Genomic DNA, 20,348 nt, shown 5'->3' with positions numbered 1-20,348 from the left:
AAAACTATATCACATACAAAAAAATATAAATGGACAATAAAAGATTACACATATACTACAATTGCCAGCCTGCTGGTCAATCTGTTATATAATGTAATTAAACCATTTGTAAATTGATGAGTCAAACTTAATACGCGTTCAAAAACCTTTATTTATGCAAATCCGCTATTTTTTGCCGGCCCTGTTCCTAACGCTGCTGACTGTTACTGTAAAGGCACAGGATCAGCCTGATCAGGATTCTACAGGCTTACCTGGCGATAACTTCAGTCTTCAGGGCGCCCTGGAGATGTTCAAACAATCCTCTTCCCCCGAAGCTTTTGAAAAAGCGCTGAACTCGGAAGAAAATAAGGTGAATAACCTGGACCTGAATGCCGATGGCAACATCGATTATATCAAGGTAATTAATAAAAAAGATGGTGATGTACAGGTATTTATCCTGCAGGCAGTGGTGTCTGAAAACGAAAGCCAGGATATTGCGGTGATCTCATTGCAGAAAACGGCAGAAGAAAATGCCGTGATACAGATTGAAGGGGATAATGATATTTATGGAGAGGCGAGGATTGCTGAACCGGCCCCGGAAGCTGATAATGCCTTCAATTATTCTCCGGCTACACATGGACCGTCTGCTTCCTCTCCCGACGGTATTATTGTAAATGTATGGTTCTGGCCTTGTGTAAGATTCGTATACGCTCCTGCTTATGTAGTGTGGGTCTCTCCCTGGAGCTGGTACTCACACCCTGTATGGTGGCGCCCATGGAGACCAATGCCATGGCATTATTACCACCCGTATTACTATCGTTATAACACCCGCTACATAGTGGTGAATACCCGCAGGATCCCGCCTGCCCGTGTGATGTATCGCCCTTACAGGACCAGCTCCGTAACTGTGATCAACCGCAACAGGGTGATAGTGAATAACTACCGCGCAACCCGTGGACCAAGGACTTACAATGGTAACAACTACCAGCCTTCAAGAGTAACGAATGGTAATCCTGGCGGCAGGACTTCCAATTATCAGCCTTCAAGACCTGGCAATTCAGGTGGCAGGACCTACCAGCCTTCGAGAATGGGTAGCGGTAATACCGGCGGCAGGACCTATCAGCCTTCAAGACCGGCCAATTCAGGTGGCAGGTCTTACCAGGGTGGCAGGTCTTCCGGTGGAAGATCTTCCAGAGCAGGAAGAAGTCGTAATTAATTATACGAAAGAGGCAGTCTTAAAGGCTGCCTCTTTTTTTATACTCTCTTTAATCGTAAACTTTTTGCGGCAAACCAGATACTCACCATCACCAGCAAAGCACTTAGAAAAAACGGTGCCCCCGGAAATATAAATGGTGCGCTCTGCCCGGTGAAATAAGCAAAGAGATTAGACATAAAAGGCGGGGCAATGATAGTCGTCACACTCATCAGACTCGTTAACCCTCCCTGCAATTCACCCTGTTCGGCAGAAGCTACCTGCCCGGTAATAATACTCTGTAAGGCCGGACTGGCAATATTCCCCAATGAATAAGGAATCAGGATAGCAAACATCATCCAGCCATCCGTAGCAAAAGCAAACAGCATCAGCCCGAAGGCGTAAAACAATAAACCCGCATACAGGCTTTTTACGGTCCCTATACGGGGAATGACAATACGTATCAACCCCAGTTGAACAATGCCCACCAGCAGGCCGCTAAAGGCCAGCGAATAGCCTACCCGGGCTTCATCCCAGCGAAACTTCTGTATCCCGTAAAATGCCCAGGTACTTTGCACCCCATTACTGGCGATATACAACATGATCAATGTAACTATCAGCCCATACACCATCGGGTATTTCTTTATCTGCACCAAAGCTCCTACCGGGTTGGCCCTTTTCCATTCAAAAGGTCGGCGGTCAGCTAATGGCAATGATTCCGGCAATACAAAATAGCCATACACCACATTCAGTAAACTCAAAACACCTGCGGCCAGGAAAGGCGCTTTTGTTCCAAACTGACCTAATAATCCACCCAACATAGGCCCCAATATAAAACCAAGACCGAAGGCCGCTCCTATCAATCCAAAGTTTTGTGTACGTTTCTCTGCTGTACTTACATCTGCGATATAAGCGGCAGCAGTAGTGAAACTGGCGCCGGTAATACCGGACAGGATCCTTCCGGCAAAAAGCCAGACGACAGAAGGTGCAAATGCCATGAAGAAATAATCCAGTCCGAAACCCAGCAGCGAAAGGAGTAATACCGGGCGTCTGCCATAACGGTCACTCAGGTTACCGAGCACCGGTGCACAGATAAACTGCACAATGGCATAAGCGAAAGTGAGCCAGCCACCATAGGCGGCAGCCTCACTGATATTGCCATGAATCAACTGCTCTATGAGTTTAGGCAGCACAGGAATGATAATCCCTAATCCCGTTACATCTATCAATAAAGTAATAAAAATAAAGCCCAGCGCTGCACGGGCTTTATTCGACCCAGAAATATTCTTCATTACAAATATGCTTTATCATGCTGCGTTACCGCCAGCTCTTCTTCAGAAACACCAAACTGCTGGAAGGCAATCCTTTTCTCTACTTTATAAATCTCCTCTCCCGCTATTGCATTAATAATACAGGAGTTTCTATACGCCCCCATTCCAAGGTCCGGTGTCACAAATCCATGTGTGTGTAACTCTGCGTTCTGCACAAATATTTCATCACTGTTAATATCAATAGTATAGTTGCGTTGCACATCATACAACTGATCGACCGTACGACAAATACGTTCACTAATACCTTTGATAAACGCTGGTTCCTTATACTTATAACCGGTAGCCAGAATTACAAAATCAGTGTCGCAGGTAAAAGACACTTCCTGCTGTAACTGCCGCAGTTGTAAGGTATAACTGCCATCCGCCTTCGCGCTGATATTATCCAGTTGTACATTAGGCCGTAACTGTATATTCGTCACATCCTGATCTACATTCATCTCATACAGCGTATCAAATATCTGGTTAATGAGATCGTAATTAATCCCTTTAAACAACGGATTCTGTTTAGATAATAACTGCTTTCTGCCCTCCGCAGGCATACTATGGAAATAGTCTACATATTCAGGAGAAGTGAGTTCCAGTGTCAGCTTTGAATACTCCAAAGGAAAGAACCTGTCCGGACGGGTAAACCAGTTCAGTTGCAAACCATCAGCCGCCACGGGTAACAGGTCATTGAATATCTCAGCAGCGCTCTGGCCGGAACCAATAATACTCACTGAAGCATGAGAACAGATAGATGATTTATAAGAGAGATATTCAGAGGTATGAATCACTTTAGGGAAGATGCCTTTTTGGGCAAATTCAGGAAGATGCGGTTGTGTTCCTGTACCTAGCACCAGCTTTTGTGCGTGGTATACAGTTGTTTTATTTGTTAACAGATTTTCTACTGTTACCGCATATACTCCGCTATATTCTATAGAAACAACTTTATGAGAGAATTTAAGAGAAGATAACTGTTCTGCTACCCATTTGCAATAAGCGTTATACTCTTTGCGCAGCATAAAGAAATCTTCGCGGATATAGAAACGATACAGCTTACCGGCCTGTTTCATATAATTAAGAAAGCTGTACGTGCTGGTAGGATCTGCCATCGTTACAAGATCTGCCATAAAAGGTACCTGCAGAGTCGCATTACTCAGCATCAGACCAGGATGCCAGTCGAACCCCGGCGCCTGATCAAAGAACACCGCATTCAATTTATTAACCGGTTGCAGTAACGCAGCAAGACCAAGATTAAAAGGTCCAATGCCTATTCCTATAATATCATATGTTTTCATAGTTATGCTATTTCCCTGGTTTTACTCAGTGCTTGTTTATGGTGTTTGAGATAATCAGCCCCGTGGTCTTTAATGATCTGTAATATCTTCGCTACATCTTCAGTAGTCGTCAGCGGATTGAGCAAGGTAAATTTCAGATAAAACGATCCATTGATCCTTGTACCCGCTACCAACGCAGCCCCTTCTTTGAACAGTTCTTTTTTGATATACTGATTCACCGCACAAACACTTTCCTCATCCAGTCTTTCCGGGTAATACCGGAATACCAGTGCACTGATATCGGAAAAACTCAGCAGATCAAAATCCACATCCTGCTGAATCATATCTGCAACAGCAGCAGATGTATCTATGATTGTTTCGATATAGTTACCCAGTTGCTGTTTACCCATTAAACGTAAGGTGAACCACAATTTCAATGCATCAAAACGACGGGTGGTCTGGATAGATTTATTCACCTGGTTAGGTAAACCATCTTCATCATGTTCTTTAGGATTCAGATAATCTGCATGATGTTTTAACAGGTCCAGCGAACGTGTATGTTTCACTAAAAAAGCACTGCTGCTCACAGGCTGGAAGAAAGATTTATGATAATCTGTAGTAACAGAATCGGCCATTTCTATGCCATTCAATAAGTGCCTGTATCTGGAACTTAGCAGCAGGCCACAACCATAGGCAGCATCCACATGGAACCATAACCTGTATTTAGCAGCTATCTGCCCTATCTGCTGCAACGGATCGATATTCCCAAAGTCGGTAGTACCCGCAGTAGCCACAATGGCAATCGGAATATTCCCTTCTTCCAGTTCTGATTGAATCGCCTCTTCCAGCAAAGTAGTATTCATACGGTATCCGTCAGACGGGATCGCCACCACCGACTGTTCACCCAGTCCCAGTAAAGCTGCATTCTTCTTAATACTGAAATGTCCCATCTCCGATACAAAAATCCTGAAGCGGGAAGATTCTGCCGGTAACCCTTTTTGTTTGATATTATAGCGCAGGTATTCCTTTGCATAATGATCACGCGCCAGCAATAATCCCATCAGGTTACTCTGCGTCCCTCCACTTGTGAACACCCCATCCCCGTTGCTGTCATAGCCTATCTCATTGCATGTCCAGGTAATCATACGCTGTTCTATCAGCGTACCACCGGCGCTCTGGTCCCAGGTATCCAGGGATGAGTTAATTGCTGTGATCAATACTTCTGCTGCAATAGCAGGTATCACTACCGGGCAGTTGAGGTGCGCAATATATTGTGGCAGATGAAATGCAATGGCATGATCTGAATACAGTTTCTCTACTTCTTCCAGCAGCGATGCATAATCAGGCAAAGGCGCGTTCAGGTCTATCGGGGCCATCACTGCTCTCAGTTGCGCAGGCGTAACACCGGAGAAAGGCTTTTTATTCTTCTCCAGAAAGCGTACGACTGATTCACTGGCCAGTTGGATAGCTTTGCTGTATTCGCTGCTGTTACCTTCGTAAAAGATATGTTTATATTGAGGAGTATTCATTTAATTTAGTTTTAAACCAGCCACAGGATTCTTTAATGTGCCTATAAACTGCAGGTTTTTAATAGGGTCTGACAGATCGACCATTTGCTGGTTATTACCGATCTGTAAACGGTTAAGACATGATCTTATAAATTCAGGAGCGAATAAATCGCAGGCTTTGAACTTAGCTTCCAGTTCAGGATGTGATACCTGGTAAACATTGATGCAGTCTGCTACCAGTTCCCAGAACTGTTCCTGTGGATAATCAGTATGTTCCACAAGGATATGACCGATGTAGCGGAAGATATAATCAAACACATCTGTGAAGATGGACAATACTTTTACTTCATCCGTTACCGTGATAGCCAGTCGTTTGATATTATCCGGCAGTACTTTATCATTATTCATGATGGCCACTTCTTCCGTAATATCTTTCATGATAGCACGTACCGGCACATTATTCTCCAGTATCAGGATCAGGTTTTCGCCATGCGGCATAAACACCATATCATGATAATAGAAACAATGTAATAACGGACTGAGATAACAATCCAGGTACCTTTCCAGCCAGCTGCCGGTATCTAAACCAGAGGAACGGATCAGCGCGGGTAATAAGGCTTTACCCTGCCGGTCTACATGTAACAACGCAGCCATTGTCATCAGTCGCTGACCAGATCGTAACAAGGATACCGGACTTTCTCTCCATAATGTTGCCAGCATTTTTTTATACGGACTATCCGCGGCCATTTCATAATAGAGATTGCGGTAACCGACAGTTGCCACTTCTCCCAGTAATACAAAACCTTTCTCTTTTAAATATTCATCCGGTCCCAGCTCTTCCCTGATCCATTCAGTAACAGGCGGCGTAGTTTTCATGTAATAAGGAGAAAGCCCACGCATGAAGCCCATGTTCAAAATGGACAGCGCAACCTTCACATAAAAACGTTGAGGCTGACTGATATTAAAGAAGGTACGGATAGACTGCTGCGCCAGGTAAATATCCTTGCTGTTACCTAACAACACCATATTACGGGTAGCAATATCCGCTGCAAAAATGTGCACCAGTTTATTATACCACTGCCAGGGATGCACAGGCATATACACATATTCAGCAGGATCAAGCCCTTGCCTGGTCAGCACCTCATCAAAGGCCACCAGCGTATCTTTATCCAGTTCCTGTGCCAGCAATGTTTTGTAAGGCAACTCACGCGTACCGGTATATACCGCTCTGCTTTCATGCCCCGCAATCCATATAAGAGACAAGGGAGCATCCGCTTCAGGTGCATATGCCTGGTAGTCGATAGCATCAAAGCCGATACGGCCGTTGTTGGCAACAAAAGAAGGATGTCCTTCCATCATGGCATGTTCCGTTTGCTGATAGTCTGCGCGGGTAAGATCTTCAGAAGAAAAGCCATCCTGTGCATGCATATAGGCGCTGCCGTATAAGGTACTACAGATCTCCTCCAGGTACTTGGGAAGGATCTCTGCACTGATACCTATGCTCGTCTGAAATTCCAGGATGAAGCTGATAGAATCCAGCGGCGCTTTTTTCTGCTGGTTGAACTTCTCCATAGAATCTTTATCTATATACCAGTGTTCCAGACTCAGTATCTGCGCCCGGAAATGGTATTCGACACCAGGTGTATCCGCCTTTAATATATAATGCCCCCATCCTTCTTTTTCGTAAGAAAGAACAGGTTGTATTAATAATTCATGCGCAAATTCACTGATGATTTTACGAAGATGCAAAGTGTTAACATGCGCCCATAGCTCCGGCTGCAGATGCATTATTGCATCTCCGGGGGAGAACTTGTTTGAGGGAATCATTATTTTGTTTTTTTAAATATTTTCCAAAGCAGTTTTGTAAGACTCCCTGGAGCAAAAGGCCAGGTGAGCGGTTTTTTCGGGCAATGTGATGAAGTGCTGGTATTCAAAGCCAGCGCGTTTATTCAGTAAGTGTATCTTCTCATTCCTGGCATCCGGTTCTACGATAAGTCTCTTTACGCTGGCATCATTAAAGAGAAAATCCATGATGATAGTAAACACATTCCAGGTAAAATTTTTGATGGGAGCAGCGGGAGGGGACATCAGGATATGAAATCCGTAATCACCGGGTTGTGCATCATAATATTTCCCGATACGATCTTTCTCTGCATCATAAAATTCAACCAGGAATGCGGGTTGATCATTATAAAATCCCATGAAGGGCTGTATATGTGGTGTCTTAATAAGATCGGCATACATGGCAGTCACCTTTTCTATAGTGCTGTTCTGCAATTGCCAGTATACTGCATACGCCTTATTCACCCATTCATGTATCAGGGGAATATCTTTCTCCAGTTGTAATGGTCTCAAATGAAAATGACCAGCAGCTGGAATGATTTTATCGAAGAAAGTGCCGTTTTCCGGACATAGGAATGCCGGTATGTGGTCACCACATTTGTTACGCTGTTGTTGCATACCTCTGTCGTTGTATATGGGTTCGTCTGTAGAATAGTTATAGATATGGTATCATCCTATAACGCCGGGTTTTTGTTTTTAAATTTCAGCGAAGCTATTGTAAAAAGGTTTGGAGGGATGATCAAAAACGGAATTTAATTTACGCAAGCGGGAAGACGTAATACCAGGTACATTATTTTTTAGAAGCCCAGCTAATTGCATTCCTGAAAATGGTCTGATAGGCGGTATTTTCAAATAAGTCCGGAGAATGCCCCATGAAAATATAAATATTCCGGGCTTTATATCTGAGGTTCGTCCATATTACAGGATGATCTCCCATCTTCTTTTCTGAAGCAGGTATATAAGAGGATTCATCTACATTGGCAATCACATGTACATTCGGACGGGGGCTCTTATCATAGGTATACCATTCTTCTGTTTTCACGGAAAAAGTAGCAGGTACCCCACGCATGACCGGATGTTTGCTATCTTCTACATGCACCTCTCCCACCGCAAAATCAGCGATATAATCTTTCCAGCGGATATCACCCATGAACTGGTGGAACCATTCCCATATGGGATAACCATCAAATTCACCCAGCAGGGTAGCATGATGGAATCCTATCCATCCACCCCTGCCTTCTGTAATATATTTCTCAAAAGCCTTCACCGCTTTTTCCTTCCAGGCATAAGGGGCATAATCCAGTTGTATAAAAAGCTGGTACCTGCGCAGGTAAGCATCATCAATGCTATCCGTGTTCTGAATATAGTCAATCGCGAAGCCGCTGTCTGCCGCCAGGTGGTTCAGCCATTCCTTAGCCGCTTTGGAATAAGCAACATGATGTCCGCCATTTTCATATAGCGCCAGTACCCTGAAGCGGGGCTTTGCAGTAGTAGTAAGAGACAGGATGGTGATACACACCAGTAACAGCATTCTTTTCATAACTATTCCTAATGTATAAATAATTTGCCTTTTTCTTTACTTTTTAATGATTAATCAGCCAATAACAGGGGTTCAGTGGTTAATAGCGGCTTTCGTGTTTTAAGCCGGGGCCGGCGCAAGGACATTACACTAATATTCTCATTTAGGTTACGAAAATCCTCAATTAGGTTAGATCTGCTTTTTGACAATAGCCCACCTTTGCTACAACAAAAGCAGCAATATGAACATCGTAATTACAGGTTCTATAGGAAACATAGGGAAACCGTTAACACAAGAGCTGGTTCAAAAAGGACATTCGGTAACTGTCATCAGCAGCAAAGCTGAAAGACAAACAGCAATTGAAGCATTAGGGGCAAAAGCAGCAATTGGCACCATGCAGGACACAGATTTTTTATCGGAAACATTCAAAGGAGCAGATATTGTTTACCTGATGGAGGCGTGGGAAGGTATTGGTAACATCTTTGACAAAGATGTGGATTTTGTTGCTGGTTTTAATAAGATCGGCAACAATTACAAAAAAGCGGTGGAGCTGTCCGGGGTAAAACACATCGTACATTTAAGCAGTATAGGCGCCCATACGAACAAAGGAAATGGCAGTCTCTTTCTTCATAATGCCGTAGAAAATATCCTGAAACAACTACCCAATGATGTTTCCATAAAATTCATGAGACCTGTTGGCTTTTATACCAATATATTCAGATATATGAAAAACATAAAAACGGAAGGTGCTATCATACAAAATTATGGAGGAGATCAAAAAGAGCCCTGGGTTTCACCGCTGGATATTGCGGCTACCATCGCTGAAGAAATGGAAAAACCTTTTGATGGCAGAACAGTACGTTACATAGCAAGCGATGAAGTTTCACCAAATGAAGTGGCAAAAATTATAGGCGAAGCGATCGGAATGCCAGATTTGAAATGGCTGGCGATTCCCGGCGAACAAATCCTGAATGGTATGTTAGCAGCCGGAGTGAACGAGTGGATTGCAAATGGCCTTGTTGAAATGCAAGCCGCACAAGGGAGTGGTAGTTTATACGAAGATTATTACCGCAACAAACCGACCCTGGGCAAAGTGAAAATGGCAGATTTCGCCAAAGAATTTGCATCGGTTTATAATCAATAAAATTAAACATACATGAAAAAAGCATTAATTACAGGAGCTAATAAAAGTGTCGGTTTTGAAACAGCACGCCAATTGCTGCAAAACGGGTATTACGTTTATCTTGGTAGCCGTAGTGTAGAAAATGGTTTGGCTGCTGTGGAAAAGCTTAAAGCCGAAGGATTAAGTAATGTCGAAGCTGTACAATTAGATGTTACCGATTCCGGATCAGTGAAAGCAGCCCGTGCCGGAATAGGCAGGAAAACCGAAGTACTGGATGTGCTGATCAATAACGCCGGCATCAATGGAGGCTGGCCGCAAGCAGCGCTTGATGCAAGTATCGATCAATTTAAAATGGTGTTCGACACCAATTTGTATGGTGTGGTAAGAGTTACACAGACATTTATTGATTTGTTGCAAAAATCTTCACAACCTCGTATCGTAAATGTATCTTCCAGTGGATGTTCGCTTACCTTACACAGCGATCCCACATGGAAATATTATACTCATAAGGCAGCCGTTTATCCGGCGTCAAAAGCGGCGCTTAATATGTACACCATAGATCTGGCTTATGAATTGAGAGATACTCCATTTAAAATTAACGCGGTTTGCCCTGGCTTTGTCGCAACCGATTTTAACAATCACCGCGGAACCGGCACTGTTCAGGAAGGTGGGGCTCGTATTGCTAAATATGCAATGATTGGTGATGATGGCCCAACCGGCAAGTTTATCAGTGAGGAATATAACCCGGAAACCGGAGAAACCCCCTGGTAAACGCTAACGCTATATATTTGTAATATGAAAAGGGAAGAAAATACACTGCACAAATTTGAATCCTTATCCGACTTTCACCGGGTGTTCGAGCTACCAAAGCCCGTGCACCCGCTGATAAGTTTTATAGATATTAAAAACATGAAGATCCCGCCGAAAGAATTCCCCCATTCAATAGTGCTGGATTTTTATAAAATCGCGTATAAGACAAATCTTTGTGGCAAAGCAAAATATGGGCAAAATTATTACGACTTTGGAGAAGGTGGTTTAGTATTTACAGCACCCGGCCAGATATTTGAAACTCCCGAGAGCAATGGGGCTTCAGGCTATTTATTGCTCATCCATCCCGATTTCTTTTTGTCTTACCCTTTAGCAAAGAATATCAGGCAATATGGCTTCTTTTCTTATACTGCCAATGAAGCATTGCATTTATCAGATAATGAAAGGACAACCATTATGTCTATTTTCAGCATAATTGATGATGAATTAAATAGTAGAATAGATGATTTCAGCCAGGATATAGTTATTTCACAGGTTGAATTATTACTGAATTATAGTAACCGTTTTTACAAGCGTCAATTCATTACACGGAAAGCAGCAAATAGTGACTTGCTGCAAAAGCTGGAAGAAATTCTGGACGATTATTTCAATAACGAAAAGTCATTAAGGCAAGGGATCCCAACTGTTCAATATCTTTCGGAACACTTAAATATATCAGCAAGTTATTTAAGTGATATGTTGCGTTCCTTTACCGGACAAAATGCACAGCAACACATCCATAATAAACTCGTTGAAAAAGCGAAAGAAAAATTGTCTATATCTAATTTATCAGTTTCCGAAATCGCATATCAATTGGGTTTTGAGTACCCACAGTCTTTTAGTCGTTTGTTTAAAACAAAGACGAACCTTTCTCCATTAGAATTCAGACAATCTTTTAAATAATTACGCTTTCTTCGCCTTCCCCAATCCCACTTTAAACTTATCCGGCGTACCGGATACTTTAATATTCATAAAGCGGATTTTCTTATCCTTGTCCCTGTATTCGATCGCATCTACCTGATCCGGATCTATCTCTTCCTGCCTCCTGCCAAAGAGGGATTTAAACCCTACCTGTGTGACCATCTTAAGCGGGATACGCAGGTAATACTCCATCTTCATATCCAGGTACTGTTTCCCCGAAACTTCCATAAATCCAAGAGAAGAGTTGATATTCATAGAGGGGATTTCCAGCACGCCATTCTTAAAGGTGAGTTTATTCCGCAGGGTATCAAAGCGTACATTACGCAGGTTCTTATCTTTGAAATAACCCGCCATCGCCTGCATAGGGCCAAAATCTATCAGACTTCCATTGTAGATCTGCACGTCCAGTTGTGCCTGTGAATCATTGATGATAGGCGTAAGGTCCGGATGTACCAGCAGGCGACTTTTAATCTCTCCGTTCAATCGTCCCTTTATATTCTTATTGATGGTATAATCCTGTCCGAAATTATCCAGCTTGATCATCATCTTTTCTATATCCACATCCACGAAACGGATACGGCTTCCGAAATAGATCTTCTTTGGATCACTGCCATTGAAATGGCCTCTCATACCTACCCATCCTCCCGCTACATTCATCCCCAGTGTATCTATATAAAAGTGCTGACTGGGCAGCATATGCACACTTGTAATAATGTTCTTCAGCCATAGACGATGATACTTTACCTTACCGATATTCACAGCACCCGTGAAAGTAGCAAAAGGAATAGAGAACACATTAAAAGCATTGGCATGAGCAGCATTCACGGTAGCAGTCCTGGTAGCTGCAGGCGTAACAGGTGCATCAGGTGTATTCGTGAATTTATAATTCGTCAGTTCATCTACATCCAGGAATTTCGAATTAAACTGCAAGAAATTCGCTTTCTTCCTCAAGGTAGTATCCTTGCCGGTAAACCAGCGCATGCTCAGATCAAAATCACTACGCCCTATTTTACCTGTCAGAGTATCTATCGCAATAAACTTGTTAGCGCCATACTTGATCGTTCCCTTTATACTGTCTACTTTGAAAGGATGTACTTTCAGCTGACCGGAAACATTCGCGATATGCAGTTTTGCAAATTTGAATATGGAATCATACTTCATATCCGCCTTTGCACGTAACCATAAATTACTACCTACTTCATGCTGATAATCTGCCGGTACAAACTTACCTGATCCGGGGCCCAGCAAATCATTCATGGCAAGATGCGTTGATTTCAGATCGAATGCTATCTGCGTTTTCCCTCTCATCACCTTATCAAACCATACCTGGTAATTAATCACACGACCACTGAAACGCAGATCACTGCTATCTATCTTTCCACCAAAATTCTTCAGTAATAAAGCAGTGTCGTTAATAGTCAGTTCTGCACCGAAATCATGCAATGCATGCGGGTATATCTTAAATCCGGCATACAGTTTCTCCATATGGAACTTACCTTTCGGTAAAGGTGAAGGATGCGTTAGCTGTTGTACAGATGTTTCCAGCGATAACCCTATATTAAACCCATTGATCTCTTCCTTTACCTTCTTCGCCATAGCTGTATCAAATGCCAGCAGCTCCTTTAAAACCATCCTGCGGCTATGTGCATTCAATGTAATCAGTACCGGCTTCTTATGTTGATGGAAAAGAGCGGGAAGATCACTCAGGGAACCATTCATGTAGAAGTCGGAGTTACCAAAACGGCAGGCCAGTGAATCTAATTTCACGTTCCCGTTCTTCATATTGGCATGTAAATCAAGATTACGTACTATATGCGGATAACCGGGAATCTTAAAAGTAAGGTTCTGTACCGTCAACTCACTCTGCACACCATCCTTCAGTTTGGACATAGATGCTTCCGGCAGGCTAAGGTCCACCATCTCCTTAAAATCCATTTTCAGAATGATATGCCCGGTGATACGCTCCAGGTCTTTAATGCCCAGGAAGGCCCCTATAAATTCCAGCTCCAGTTCAGAATCTATCTGCATGATGATCTTTGGATCTGTAAAATCACGCATAACAAAGTTGCCTTTGAAGATGCCTTTATCAGGCCGCGCAGTCATATTCAGCAAATGCAGTTCGGATGTTTTCGGGGAACGTTCCGCACCATTGGTATAATATCCTTTAAATCCTAACTGGTCCAGTTTTTTATCAGCAGCTTTATTTAAAAACCAGGCATCTTCACAACCAAAGGAAACATCAATTTTAGGTTGCTGCCCGTCTGCCAGTTTTCCTATGATAGTCCCGTTAAAATAGATACGCCCATCATAACTGAAATGCTTTAACTCATCTGCTACGTCTTTAGGCGCAAAAGCAAAAAGCAGGTTCAGATCGGGCCTGTCACCTGTTACTTTTATATTTGCCATCTTACCATGCAGCATATCGACGGTACCCTGTACCTTCAATGTAGCGGCTTCCAGCTTTACTTCACTGGACGAGATCTTCAGAAACTGTTCTTTACTATTGTAAGCGACTTTAATATTCACTTCCATGCACTTGTGACGGAATAACACAGTATCCCCCGGACTCGTTACATCCACTTCAAACCCGCCCTCAAGAGAGCCATTCATGAGCGTATCACTGGCACTAAAAGCTGTTTTGATCTTATCTATATGTGTAGACAAGCGTTGCCCATTGGTCTGATCATAATAAGAAACGTCTATATTCTTTAACACGATCTTCTTAATATCCAGGTCCAGGCTACCGGAAGAAGTTCCGGAAGAGATAACTGTATCCTGTTGAATCCTGTTGGCTTCCACCAGGTTTAACTTACCATCCGGCTCCCGGACCATATCCAGGTGACCATTCTTTAAGAAAAGCACCTTCACATTGTACTTCTCCCTCAGAATATCCGGTAAGCTGAACCCTGCATACAGGCGTTCCAGTTGATATAAAGGCTTTCCTTTTCGCTGTTTATTGGCATAAAAACGCACATTGCGCAACCCTATGGAGATATAGGGGAAGTTCTGAAAAAGAGAGATCTCACTGTCCGCCACCACCAGTTCCCCCGGCAACTGTTTGTTTAACTCTCTCACAGCGATAGCGGTAAGTCGTGCCTGCTGCGTGTATAATACCCCTACGGCAATAGCTGCCAGTAATAAAACCACCGATCCCAGTATCAACAATATCCGGAATATCCTTTTTCTTGTCTTCTTCATAGATATCCCACAAAAATAGAAATTATCTTTTATATGTTGTAATCAGTAAAAAACACCATAATAACTACAATTACCACCATACCCATACCCTGCTTTGCAGTAATTTTGTACAATCAACAACAAAAAGGAAAGCAATGGCCCGCACAACGATACCGGTTTATGATATATGTACCATCGATAAAAACGGTCATGAGCGGGACCTGATGATAGAACGGTTTGGAGGATACCTGGATAAACATTATCAGGCCCTCCATCATGCTCACCGGCATTCCTTTTACCACCTGGTGCTTTTTACCAAAGGCAGCGGCACGCATACCATCGATTTTGTAAAATTTGATGTAGCTCCCTACCAGGTCTATTTCATGGCACCCGGACAAGTACATAGCTGGGACTTTAAGGGAGAGACAGATGGTTATATCATCCATTTCTCTGCAGATTTCTTCCGGCCATTCCTTTTGAACCCTTCCTACCTGGAACAGTTCAGCTTCTTTAACGGTATCAGCAGTCAGTGCGTACGTCAGCTTACACCGGAAATACGCCCGGAAATCATACGGCTGTCTGAAGCTTTATTAACTACTGTAAATAAAGATCTGATTCGTGTAAGGCTGCTGGAGATGTTTATGATGGTAGAGAATAATGGCAACCGTCATGATCATGATAATCTGCCAAACCATACCTCTACCCTGCTGAAAAGTTTTCAACAACTGATCAATCAGTATTACCGCACCATGCGGTTACCGAAAGAATATGCAGAACTGCTATATATCACCCCCAATCATTTAAACGCTTTATGCAGGGAATTATTGGGAAAAACAGCCGGAGATGTTATTCGTGAAAGAGTATTGCTGGAAGCAAAACGTCTGCTCACCAATGCAGGTATGAATATTCTTGAAATAGCCTACGAACTTAATTTCAAAGATAACTCCTACTTCACAAGATTCTTTAAAAACTATGAAGGGATCACTCCTGAAGAGTTTAGGAAAAAATTTATTAATCAATAAAAAGATATTTTATGTGTGCCGAAAAAACAGGAAAAAGACACAACGCTTTGATCAGTGTATTACAAAATAAATGCCCGGCATGCCGTGAAGGAAAAATCTTCAAAGGCAACAATGCATATAACCTGAAACACTTTATGGAGATGAACGAAAAGTGCCCGGTATGCGGAGAGAACTTTGAAAGGGAGATTGGCTTTTACTATGGTACCGGTTATGTCAGTTATGCACTGACGATCGCATTCAGCGTAGCTACTTTTATAGCCTGGTGGGTAATCATCGGATTTTCATTATATGATAACCGCATGTTCTGGTGGCTGGGTACTAATGCCGTACTGCTGTTGCTGCTGCAACCACCTATTATGCGCGTGTCCAGAACCATATGGCTGGCGTTCTTTGTCCGGTACAGACCGGCTGCCGCCAGTCACCCGTAAAATAGTGTACCTACATCTGCAAATATCAGCCGGAAAGCTTCTTTCCGGCTTTTTTCATGCTATCTGAAAGCCCATTCACACAAAAGACATCAGCTATACAATCCCGCCCCCGATATCATACATTTGAGTAATTATTTATATATTTCAGGTAGATTATATATGATGCCGACACTGAAAAAAGTATCTAACGTACTGATATGCACTTTGTTAGTCTGGATGCAAGCACTTGCAGCCACTCCTCCTCATACCATAGATAGTCTGCAAAGAGCCCTTCGGAAGGTCAATTCGGATACTGAAAAGGCAGAATTATTGGTTTTACTGGCAAAAATGTTACCCCAGAAAGACAGCCTGCTGGCAGTCAACTGCTTTCAGCAAGCCCTGGAATTACAGCAAAAACTGGAAAATAAGCTGGCGATGGCCCGTACTTACCAGGCCATGGGTAACTGGTTTGGCAAAGAAGATAACCTGACGGAATCTCAAAAGAATTTCCTGCTTGCCAAAGAAATCCTGGCAAAGGATACTTCCAGGCAAAGCAGAAAACTGCTGGCCCTGACTAAAATAGCTATGGGAACAGTATTAGGGAATAATGGCCGTACAGAACAACAGGTAGAAGAATACCTTCAATCTATCCCCTTGCTGGAAAAACTGGATGAATTTATAATACTGGGTGATACTTATAACAATCTTGGTAATATCTTCTTTAATAAATCACAGTATAAAACGGCTACCACTTATTACCTTAAAAGTATAGAAACGTATAAAGATGCCCGGGCATACAGTCATCTCATCGCCAGCAGGCAAATGAGTATGGCCAGTTGTATGTATTACATGGATAGCCTGCCACAGATGCAACGCTACCTGATAGATGCAAAGAAAAAACTCGATCAGACAGGTGCAGATTCTATTAGTTTATGGGCTAATTATTACGAATACCAGGGACAGCTGGACGTAAAAAATCAATTGTATTTCCACGCCACTACCATGTTCAACAACGGACTTTCTATCGCCCGCCGTTATCATGATATACATGCTACCTGTAATAACCTTTACTCACTCGCAAAACTATACCAGCGGCTGGGACAAAACGATCAGGCCATGAGCCTGATGCAGGAATATGCAACACTGGCTTTAACCCTTAAAGAATATTCACTACGGCTGCATGCCTGGGACCTGATGGCAGAAATTGCCTATAAACAACACGACCCGGAAGGCGCCTATACCTATCTAAGGAACTATGTAACACTGGCCGACAGCCTGCAGGAAACAGAAGTAACACAGAAACTACATGAACTGGAAGCCAGGTATCAATCTTCTGAAAAAGAAAATCGCATCATGCAGTTACAGCATGAAAACGAACGGCAGGAATTTGCCCTGCAAAAGAACCGTTTGTTACTATCACTGATGGGCGTTATCATGTTGTCCCTGGTGATAGTCGCTTCTTTAAGTTACCAGTTTTACCGCAACGGACGCAAACTGCTGGAACAACAACAGAAGCTGCACCTCTTTGAAGTGGAACGCATCAGACAGGAACACCAGATCTCCCTCTTGTCCGCCATGCTGGAAGGACAGGAACAGGAACGTACCCGGCTGGCACGTGATCTCCACGATGGGCTCGGCGGATTACTCTCCGGTATCAAACTGGAACTCTCTACCATCTCTCCTTCGCAAGAGCCGTCCCGCACACAAACACAGGTAGAAAATACCATGCAGCGACTGGATGAAGCGATGGACGAACTGCGTCGCATTGCCCGCAGTATGATGCCTGAAATACTGATCAAATACGGACTGGGAGAAGCGACTGTAGAATACTGCCGCGGCTTGAAAAAGACCGGCGTAAAGAATGTGGTTTGCCAGGTGTTCAACTTCCAGACGACCACCATGGAACATACCAGACAGGTGGTATTATACCGCATTATGCAGGAGCTCGTGAACAATGCTATTAAACATGCAGATGCAGATCAGATACTTGTACTCCTGCAACAAACAGGAAATGATGTGTTCCTAACGGTAGAGGATGATGGAAAAGGATTTGATGTGGCGGCCAGTAACAGTATCAAAGGAGCAGGACGCGCCAACATACAGGCACGCGTGGATTTCCTGGGCGCAAAGATGGACATACAATCGGAAGCAGGAACAGGTACTACTATAATAATTGAATGTACAATATGATAAAGGTAATTGTTGTTGAAGACCACCCTATCATGGTAGAGGGCTTAAAGAATATATTGAGGAATGATGATGGCATCTCTGTAAACGGAGATTTCAGCAATGGAAAAAGTGTGCTGGCTGCATTGGAAAAAGAACAACCGGATGTAATACTGATGGATGTAAACCTGCCGGATGTAAGTGGCATTAATTTGTGCAAGGAGATCAAAAAGAAATATGAAGATATAAAGATCATAGCCCTCAGTATCCATGATGAACATCCCGTTATCCATAGCATGTTACAGAACGGCGCGAGTGGATACGTATTAAAAAATGCACTGGGAACAGAGATCATCCATGCTATTTATGCTATTATGGATGGAGAGCAATATCTGTGCAGCAGTACAAAAGAAGCATTGAAGAATGCTGATATGGAAGAGCTGAAAGCTATCCCCCGTATTACCAGGAGAGAAAAAGAAATATTACACCTGATAGGAAAAGGGTTGACCACGATGCAGATAGCAGAGCAGTTATTCATCAGTACACATACAGTAGAAAGCCACCGTAAAAACCTGATGGAAAAGTTTGGTGTGAACAACACTACTTCCGTTGTGAAAATGGCTACTGAATATAAACTGTTATAATTTTTCCAGCTCCTGTAATTTTTCGGCATTGAGAACAGCGATGCTTTTACCTGATACGGCAATCACATTTTCCTGTATCAGTTCGCTCATAACCCGGAATGCCGTTTCATAGGTAGTACCCGTAAAAGAGGCAAGGTCCTGCCGGCCCAGCGTCATATCAATAGCCCCATCTTCGGTGTTGCCAAACTTGTCACGTAATGTCAGCAAAGCATGGGCAATACGTGCTTTCACCGGCATATGCACCAGGTTGCGCATATTCTTTTCAGACTCCTGCAATTCACGCGCATAGAACATCATCAGCTCATGCAGCAGTGCATGATTTACTTTAAGGGAGGCCTGGAAAAATTCAAGATCGATGAAACAAAGTGTCACTGGCTCCAGCGCAGTAGCAGATACCGGGTACATCATTTCAGCCCCTACTCCGCGATGCCCTACGATGTCTCCTTTGCGGGCAAACCGTACAATAAGTTCCTTCTCTTCTCCCCAGTGTTTATGCACCTTTACAGTACCGGAGAAGATAAAATAGATCCCATTTACCGGATCTCCTTCCCGAAATAATAACTGCCCTTTCTTTAAGGAAAAATTCTTCCTGTGATTATCAACAGCAGGAAGCCATTCTTTAATACACAACCTGCATAACATACAGGTTTGTAAATCACAATCGTGCTTATCTTTCTTCATTCCGTTTTATTAATTCCTTTACCGTTCCGGTGAAATCCCGCAATCGTACCACTTCTCCTATTACGATAACAGCGGGGTTCGCCATTCCGGCATATTGCGACTTAAATATAATATCCTTTACAGTTCCGATGACCATCTTTTCCTTTTCAGTAGTACTATTTTGTATGATAGCGACCGGCATATCACCTTTACCATGACGGGTAAATATTTCCATGATAGCTTCCAGCCGGCTCATAGCCATTAATATAATGACGGTCGCAGTTGACTGAGCTGCCAGTTCAAGATCTGAGGATATACCCCCTGTCAGTGTAGTGCCGGTCGTTACCCAGAAGCTTTCTGTAATACCCCTGCTGGTCAGGGGGATCATCTGGCCTGCAGGAGCGGCCAATGCACTGGAAATACCCGGAATCACCTGTACTGGTATTCCCGCAGCCTTTGCAGCAGCAATCTCTTCACCCGCACGGCCAAATACAAAGGGATCTCCACCTTTCAGGCGTACCACATGCCCATGCGACTGTGCATATTCTACAATCAGGTGATTGATCTCCTGCTGGGACAGGGAATGACAGCCATAACGCTTACCTACAAACTTAAGCACCGCTCCCGGCTTCGCATATTGCAGCAATGCTTCATTTACCAGGGCGTCATATAATATAACGTCTGCTTCCCGGATCGTGTTGATCGCTTTCAGGGTGATTAATTCCGGGTCACCTGGACCAGCACCTACCAAAGATAAATAAGCCATATGTATATTATAAATAAATTAATATGAG

Annotated in this window: 17 protein-coding genes; 8 read left to right on the top strand and 9 right to left on the bottom strand. The window is 43.2% G+C overall.

The annotated features are described in order from the left end of the window. Positions 1-154: 154 nt before the first annotated feature. A complete protein-coding gene (locus GO495_RS22045) occupies positions 155-1,195 on the top strand; it encodes a hypothetical protein (protein WP_157301899.1) in 1,041 nt (346 codons plus the stop codon). Between the two features lie 38 nt (positions 1,196-1,233). Here GO495_RS22045 and GO495_RS22040 read toward each other — a convergent pair whose 3' ends face one another. From GO495_RS22040 to GO495_RS22015, 6 genes are all read right to left on the bottom strand, one after another. Further along, positions 1,234-2,463, bottom strand: coding sequence for a TCR/Tet family MFS transporter (locus GO495_RS22040; RefSeq protein ID WP_157301898.1), 1,230 nt, complete (start codon positions 2,461-2,463; stop codon positions 1,234-1,236). Next, positions 2,463-3,779, bottom strand: coding sequence for a lysine N(6)-hydroxylase/L-ornithine N(5)-oxygenase family protein (locus GO495_RS22035; protein WP_157301897.1), 1,317 nt, complete (start codon positions 3,777-3,779; stop codon positions 2,463-2,465). Before GO495_RS22035 ends, GO495_RS22040 begins: the two co-directional genes overlap by 1 nt. Positions 3,780-3,781: 2 nt before the next feature. After that, positions 3,782-5,287, bottom strand: a complete 1,506-nt coding sequence (locus tag GO495_RS22030) for a pyridoxal phosphate-dependent decarboxylase family protein (protein ID WP_157301896.1) — start codon at positions 5,285-5,287, stop codon at positions 3,782-3,784. Then, positions 5,288-7,093: an IucA/IucC family protein gene (locus tag GO495_RS22025; RefSeq protein ID WP_157301895.1), complete on the bottom strand. Its 1,806-nt coding sequence runs from the start codon at positions 7,091-7,093 to the stop codon at positions 5,288-5,290. Between the two features lie 12 nt (positions 7,094-7,105). After that, positions 7,106-7,726: a GNAT family N-acetyltransferase gene (locus tag GO495_RS22020; RefSeq protein ID WP_157301894.1), complete on the bottom strand. Its 621-nt coding sequence runs from the start codon at positions 7,724-7,726 to the stop codon at positions 7,106-7,108. A 172-nt stretch (positions 7,727-7,898) separates the two neighbouring features. Further along, positions 7,899-8,648, bottom strand: coding sequence for a ThuA domain-containing protein (locus tag GO495_RS22015; protein ID WP_157301893.1), 750 nt, complete (start codon positions 8,646-8,648; stop codon positions 7,899-7,901). Between the two features lie 220 nt (positions 8,649-8,868). Between GO495_RS22015 and GO495_RS22010 the strand changes: the two genes are divergently transcribed. From GO495_RS22010 to GO495_RS22000, 3 genes are read left to right on the top strand one after another with little or no spacing between them, the layout of a single operon-like run. Then, positions 8,869-9,771, top strand: coding sequence for an NAD(P)H-binding protein (locus GO495_RS22010; RefSeq protein ID WP_157301892.1), 903 nt, complete (start codon positions 8,869-8,871; stop codon positions 9,769-9,771). Between the two features lie 12 nt (positions 9,772-9,783). Beyond that, complete coding sequence (locus GO495_RS22005) at positions 9,784-10,521, top strand: SDR family oxidoreductase (protein WP_157301891.1); 738 nt, start codon at positions 9,784-9,786, stop codon at positions 10,519-10,521. A 24-nt stretch (positions 10,522-10,545) separates the two neighbouring features. Further along, entirely contained in the window at positions 10,546-11,460 is a 915-nt protein-coding gene (locus GO495_RS22000) for a helix-turn-helix domain-containing protein (RefSeq protein ID WP_157301890.1), read from the top strand. Here the strand turns inward: GO495_RS22000 and GO495_RS21995 are convergent, their stop codons facing one another. Beyond that, the gene (locus tag GO495_RS21995; RefSeq protein ID WP_157301889.1) at positions 11,461-14,676 is read right to left on the bottom strand and encodes an AsmA family protein; all 3,216 of its coding nucleotides are present in this window, start codon (positions 14,674-14,676) and stop codon (positions 11,461-11,463) included. 134 nt (positions 14,677-14,810) lie between these two features. On the opposite strand from GO495_RS21995, the gene GO495_RS21990 reads away from it, so the two are divergent. The 4 genes from GO495_RS21990 (at position 14,811) to GO495_RS21975 (ending at position 18,894) form a co-directional block, all read left to right on the top strand. Continuing rightward, the gene (locus tag GO495_RS21990) at positions 14,811-15,677 is read left to right on the top strand and encodes an AraC family transcriptional regulator (RefSeq protein WP_157301888.1); all 867 of its coding nucleotides are present in this window, start codon (positions 14,811-14,813) and stop codon (positions 15,675-15,677) included. 11 nt (positions 15,678-15,688) lie between these two features. Next, entirely contained in the window at positions 15,689-16,105 is a 417-nt protein-coding gene (locus tag GO495_RS21985; RefSeq protein ID WP_157301887.1) for a DUF983 domain-containing protein, read from the top strand. Between the two features lie 216 nt (positions 16,106-16,321). After that, on the top strand, positions 16,322-18,274 hold the full coding sequence (locus tag GO495_RS21980) for a tetratricopeptide repeat-containing sensor histidine kinase (RefSeq protein ID WP_170302706.1): 1,953 nt from the start codon (positions 16,322-16,324) through the stop codon (positions 18,272-18,274). Continuing rightward, positions 18,271-18,894, top strand: coding sequence for a response regulator transcription factor (locus tag GO495_RS21975; RefSeq protein WP_089783733.1), 624 nt, complete (start codon positions 18,271-18,273; stop codon positions 18,892-18,894). Before GO495_RS21980 ends, GO495_RS21975 begins: the two co-directional genes overlap by 4 nt. On the opposite strand, the gene GO495_RS21970 is transcribed toward GO495_RS21975, so the two are convergent. Together GO495_RS21970 and cobA are read right to left on the bottom strand one after the other, a co-directional pair. Continuing rightward, positions 18,889-19,575 carry a Crp/Fnr family transcriptional regulator gene (locus GO495_RS21970; RefSeq protein WP_157301885.1) on the bottom strand — a complete coding sequence of 229 codons (687 nt, stop codon included), beginning with the start codon at positions 19,573-19,575 and terminating at the stop codon, positions 18,889-18,891. The genes GO495_RS21975 and GO495_RS21970 overlap by 6 nt on opposite strands. Further along, entirely contained in the window at positions 19,562-20,320 is a 759-nt protein-coding gene (gene cobA, locus GO495_RS21965; RefSeq protein ID WP_157301884.1) for a uroporphyrinogen-III C-methyltransferase, read from the bottom strand. The genes GO495_RS21970 and cobA overlap by 14 nt, the downstream gene beginning before the upstream one ends. Positions 20,321-20,348 lie beyond the last annotated feature (28 nt).

Origin of the sequence: Chitinophaga oryziterrae, assembly GCF_009758125.1 — a bacterium.
GTDB lineage: Bacteria > Bacteroidota > Bacteroidia > Chitinophagales > Chitinophagaceae > Chitinophaga > Chitinophaga oryziterrae.
Note: the sequence above shows the minus strand (reverse complement) of the source record. Positions and strands in the feature narration are given on the sequence as shown.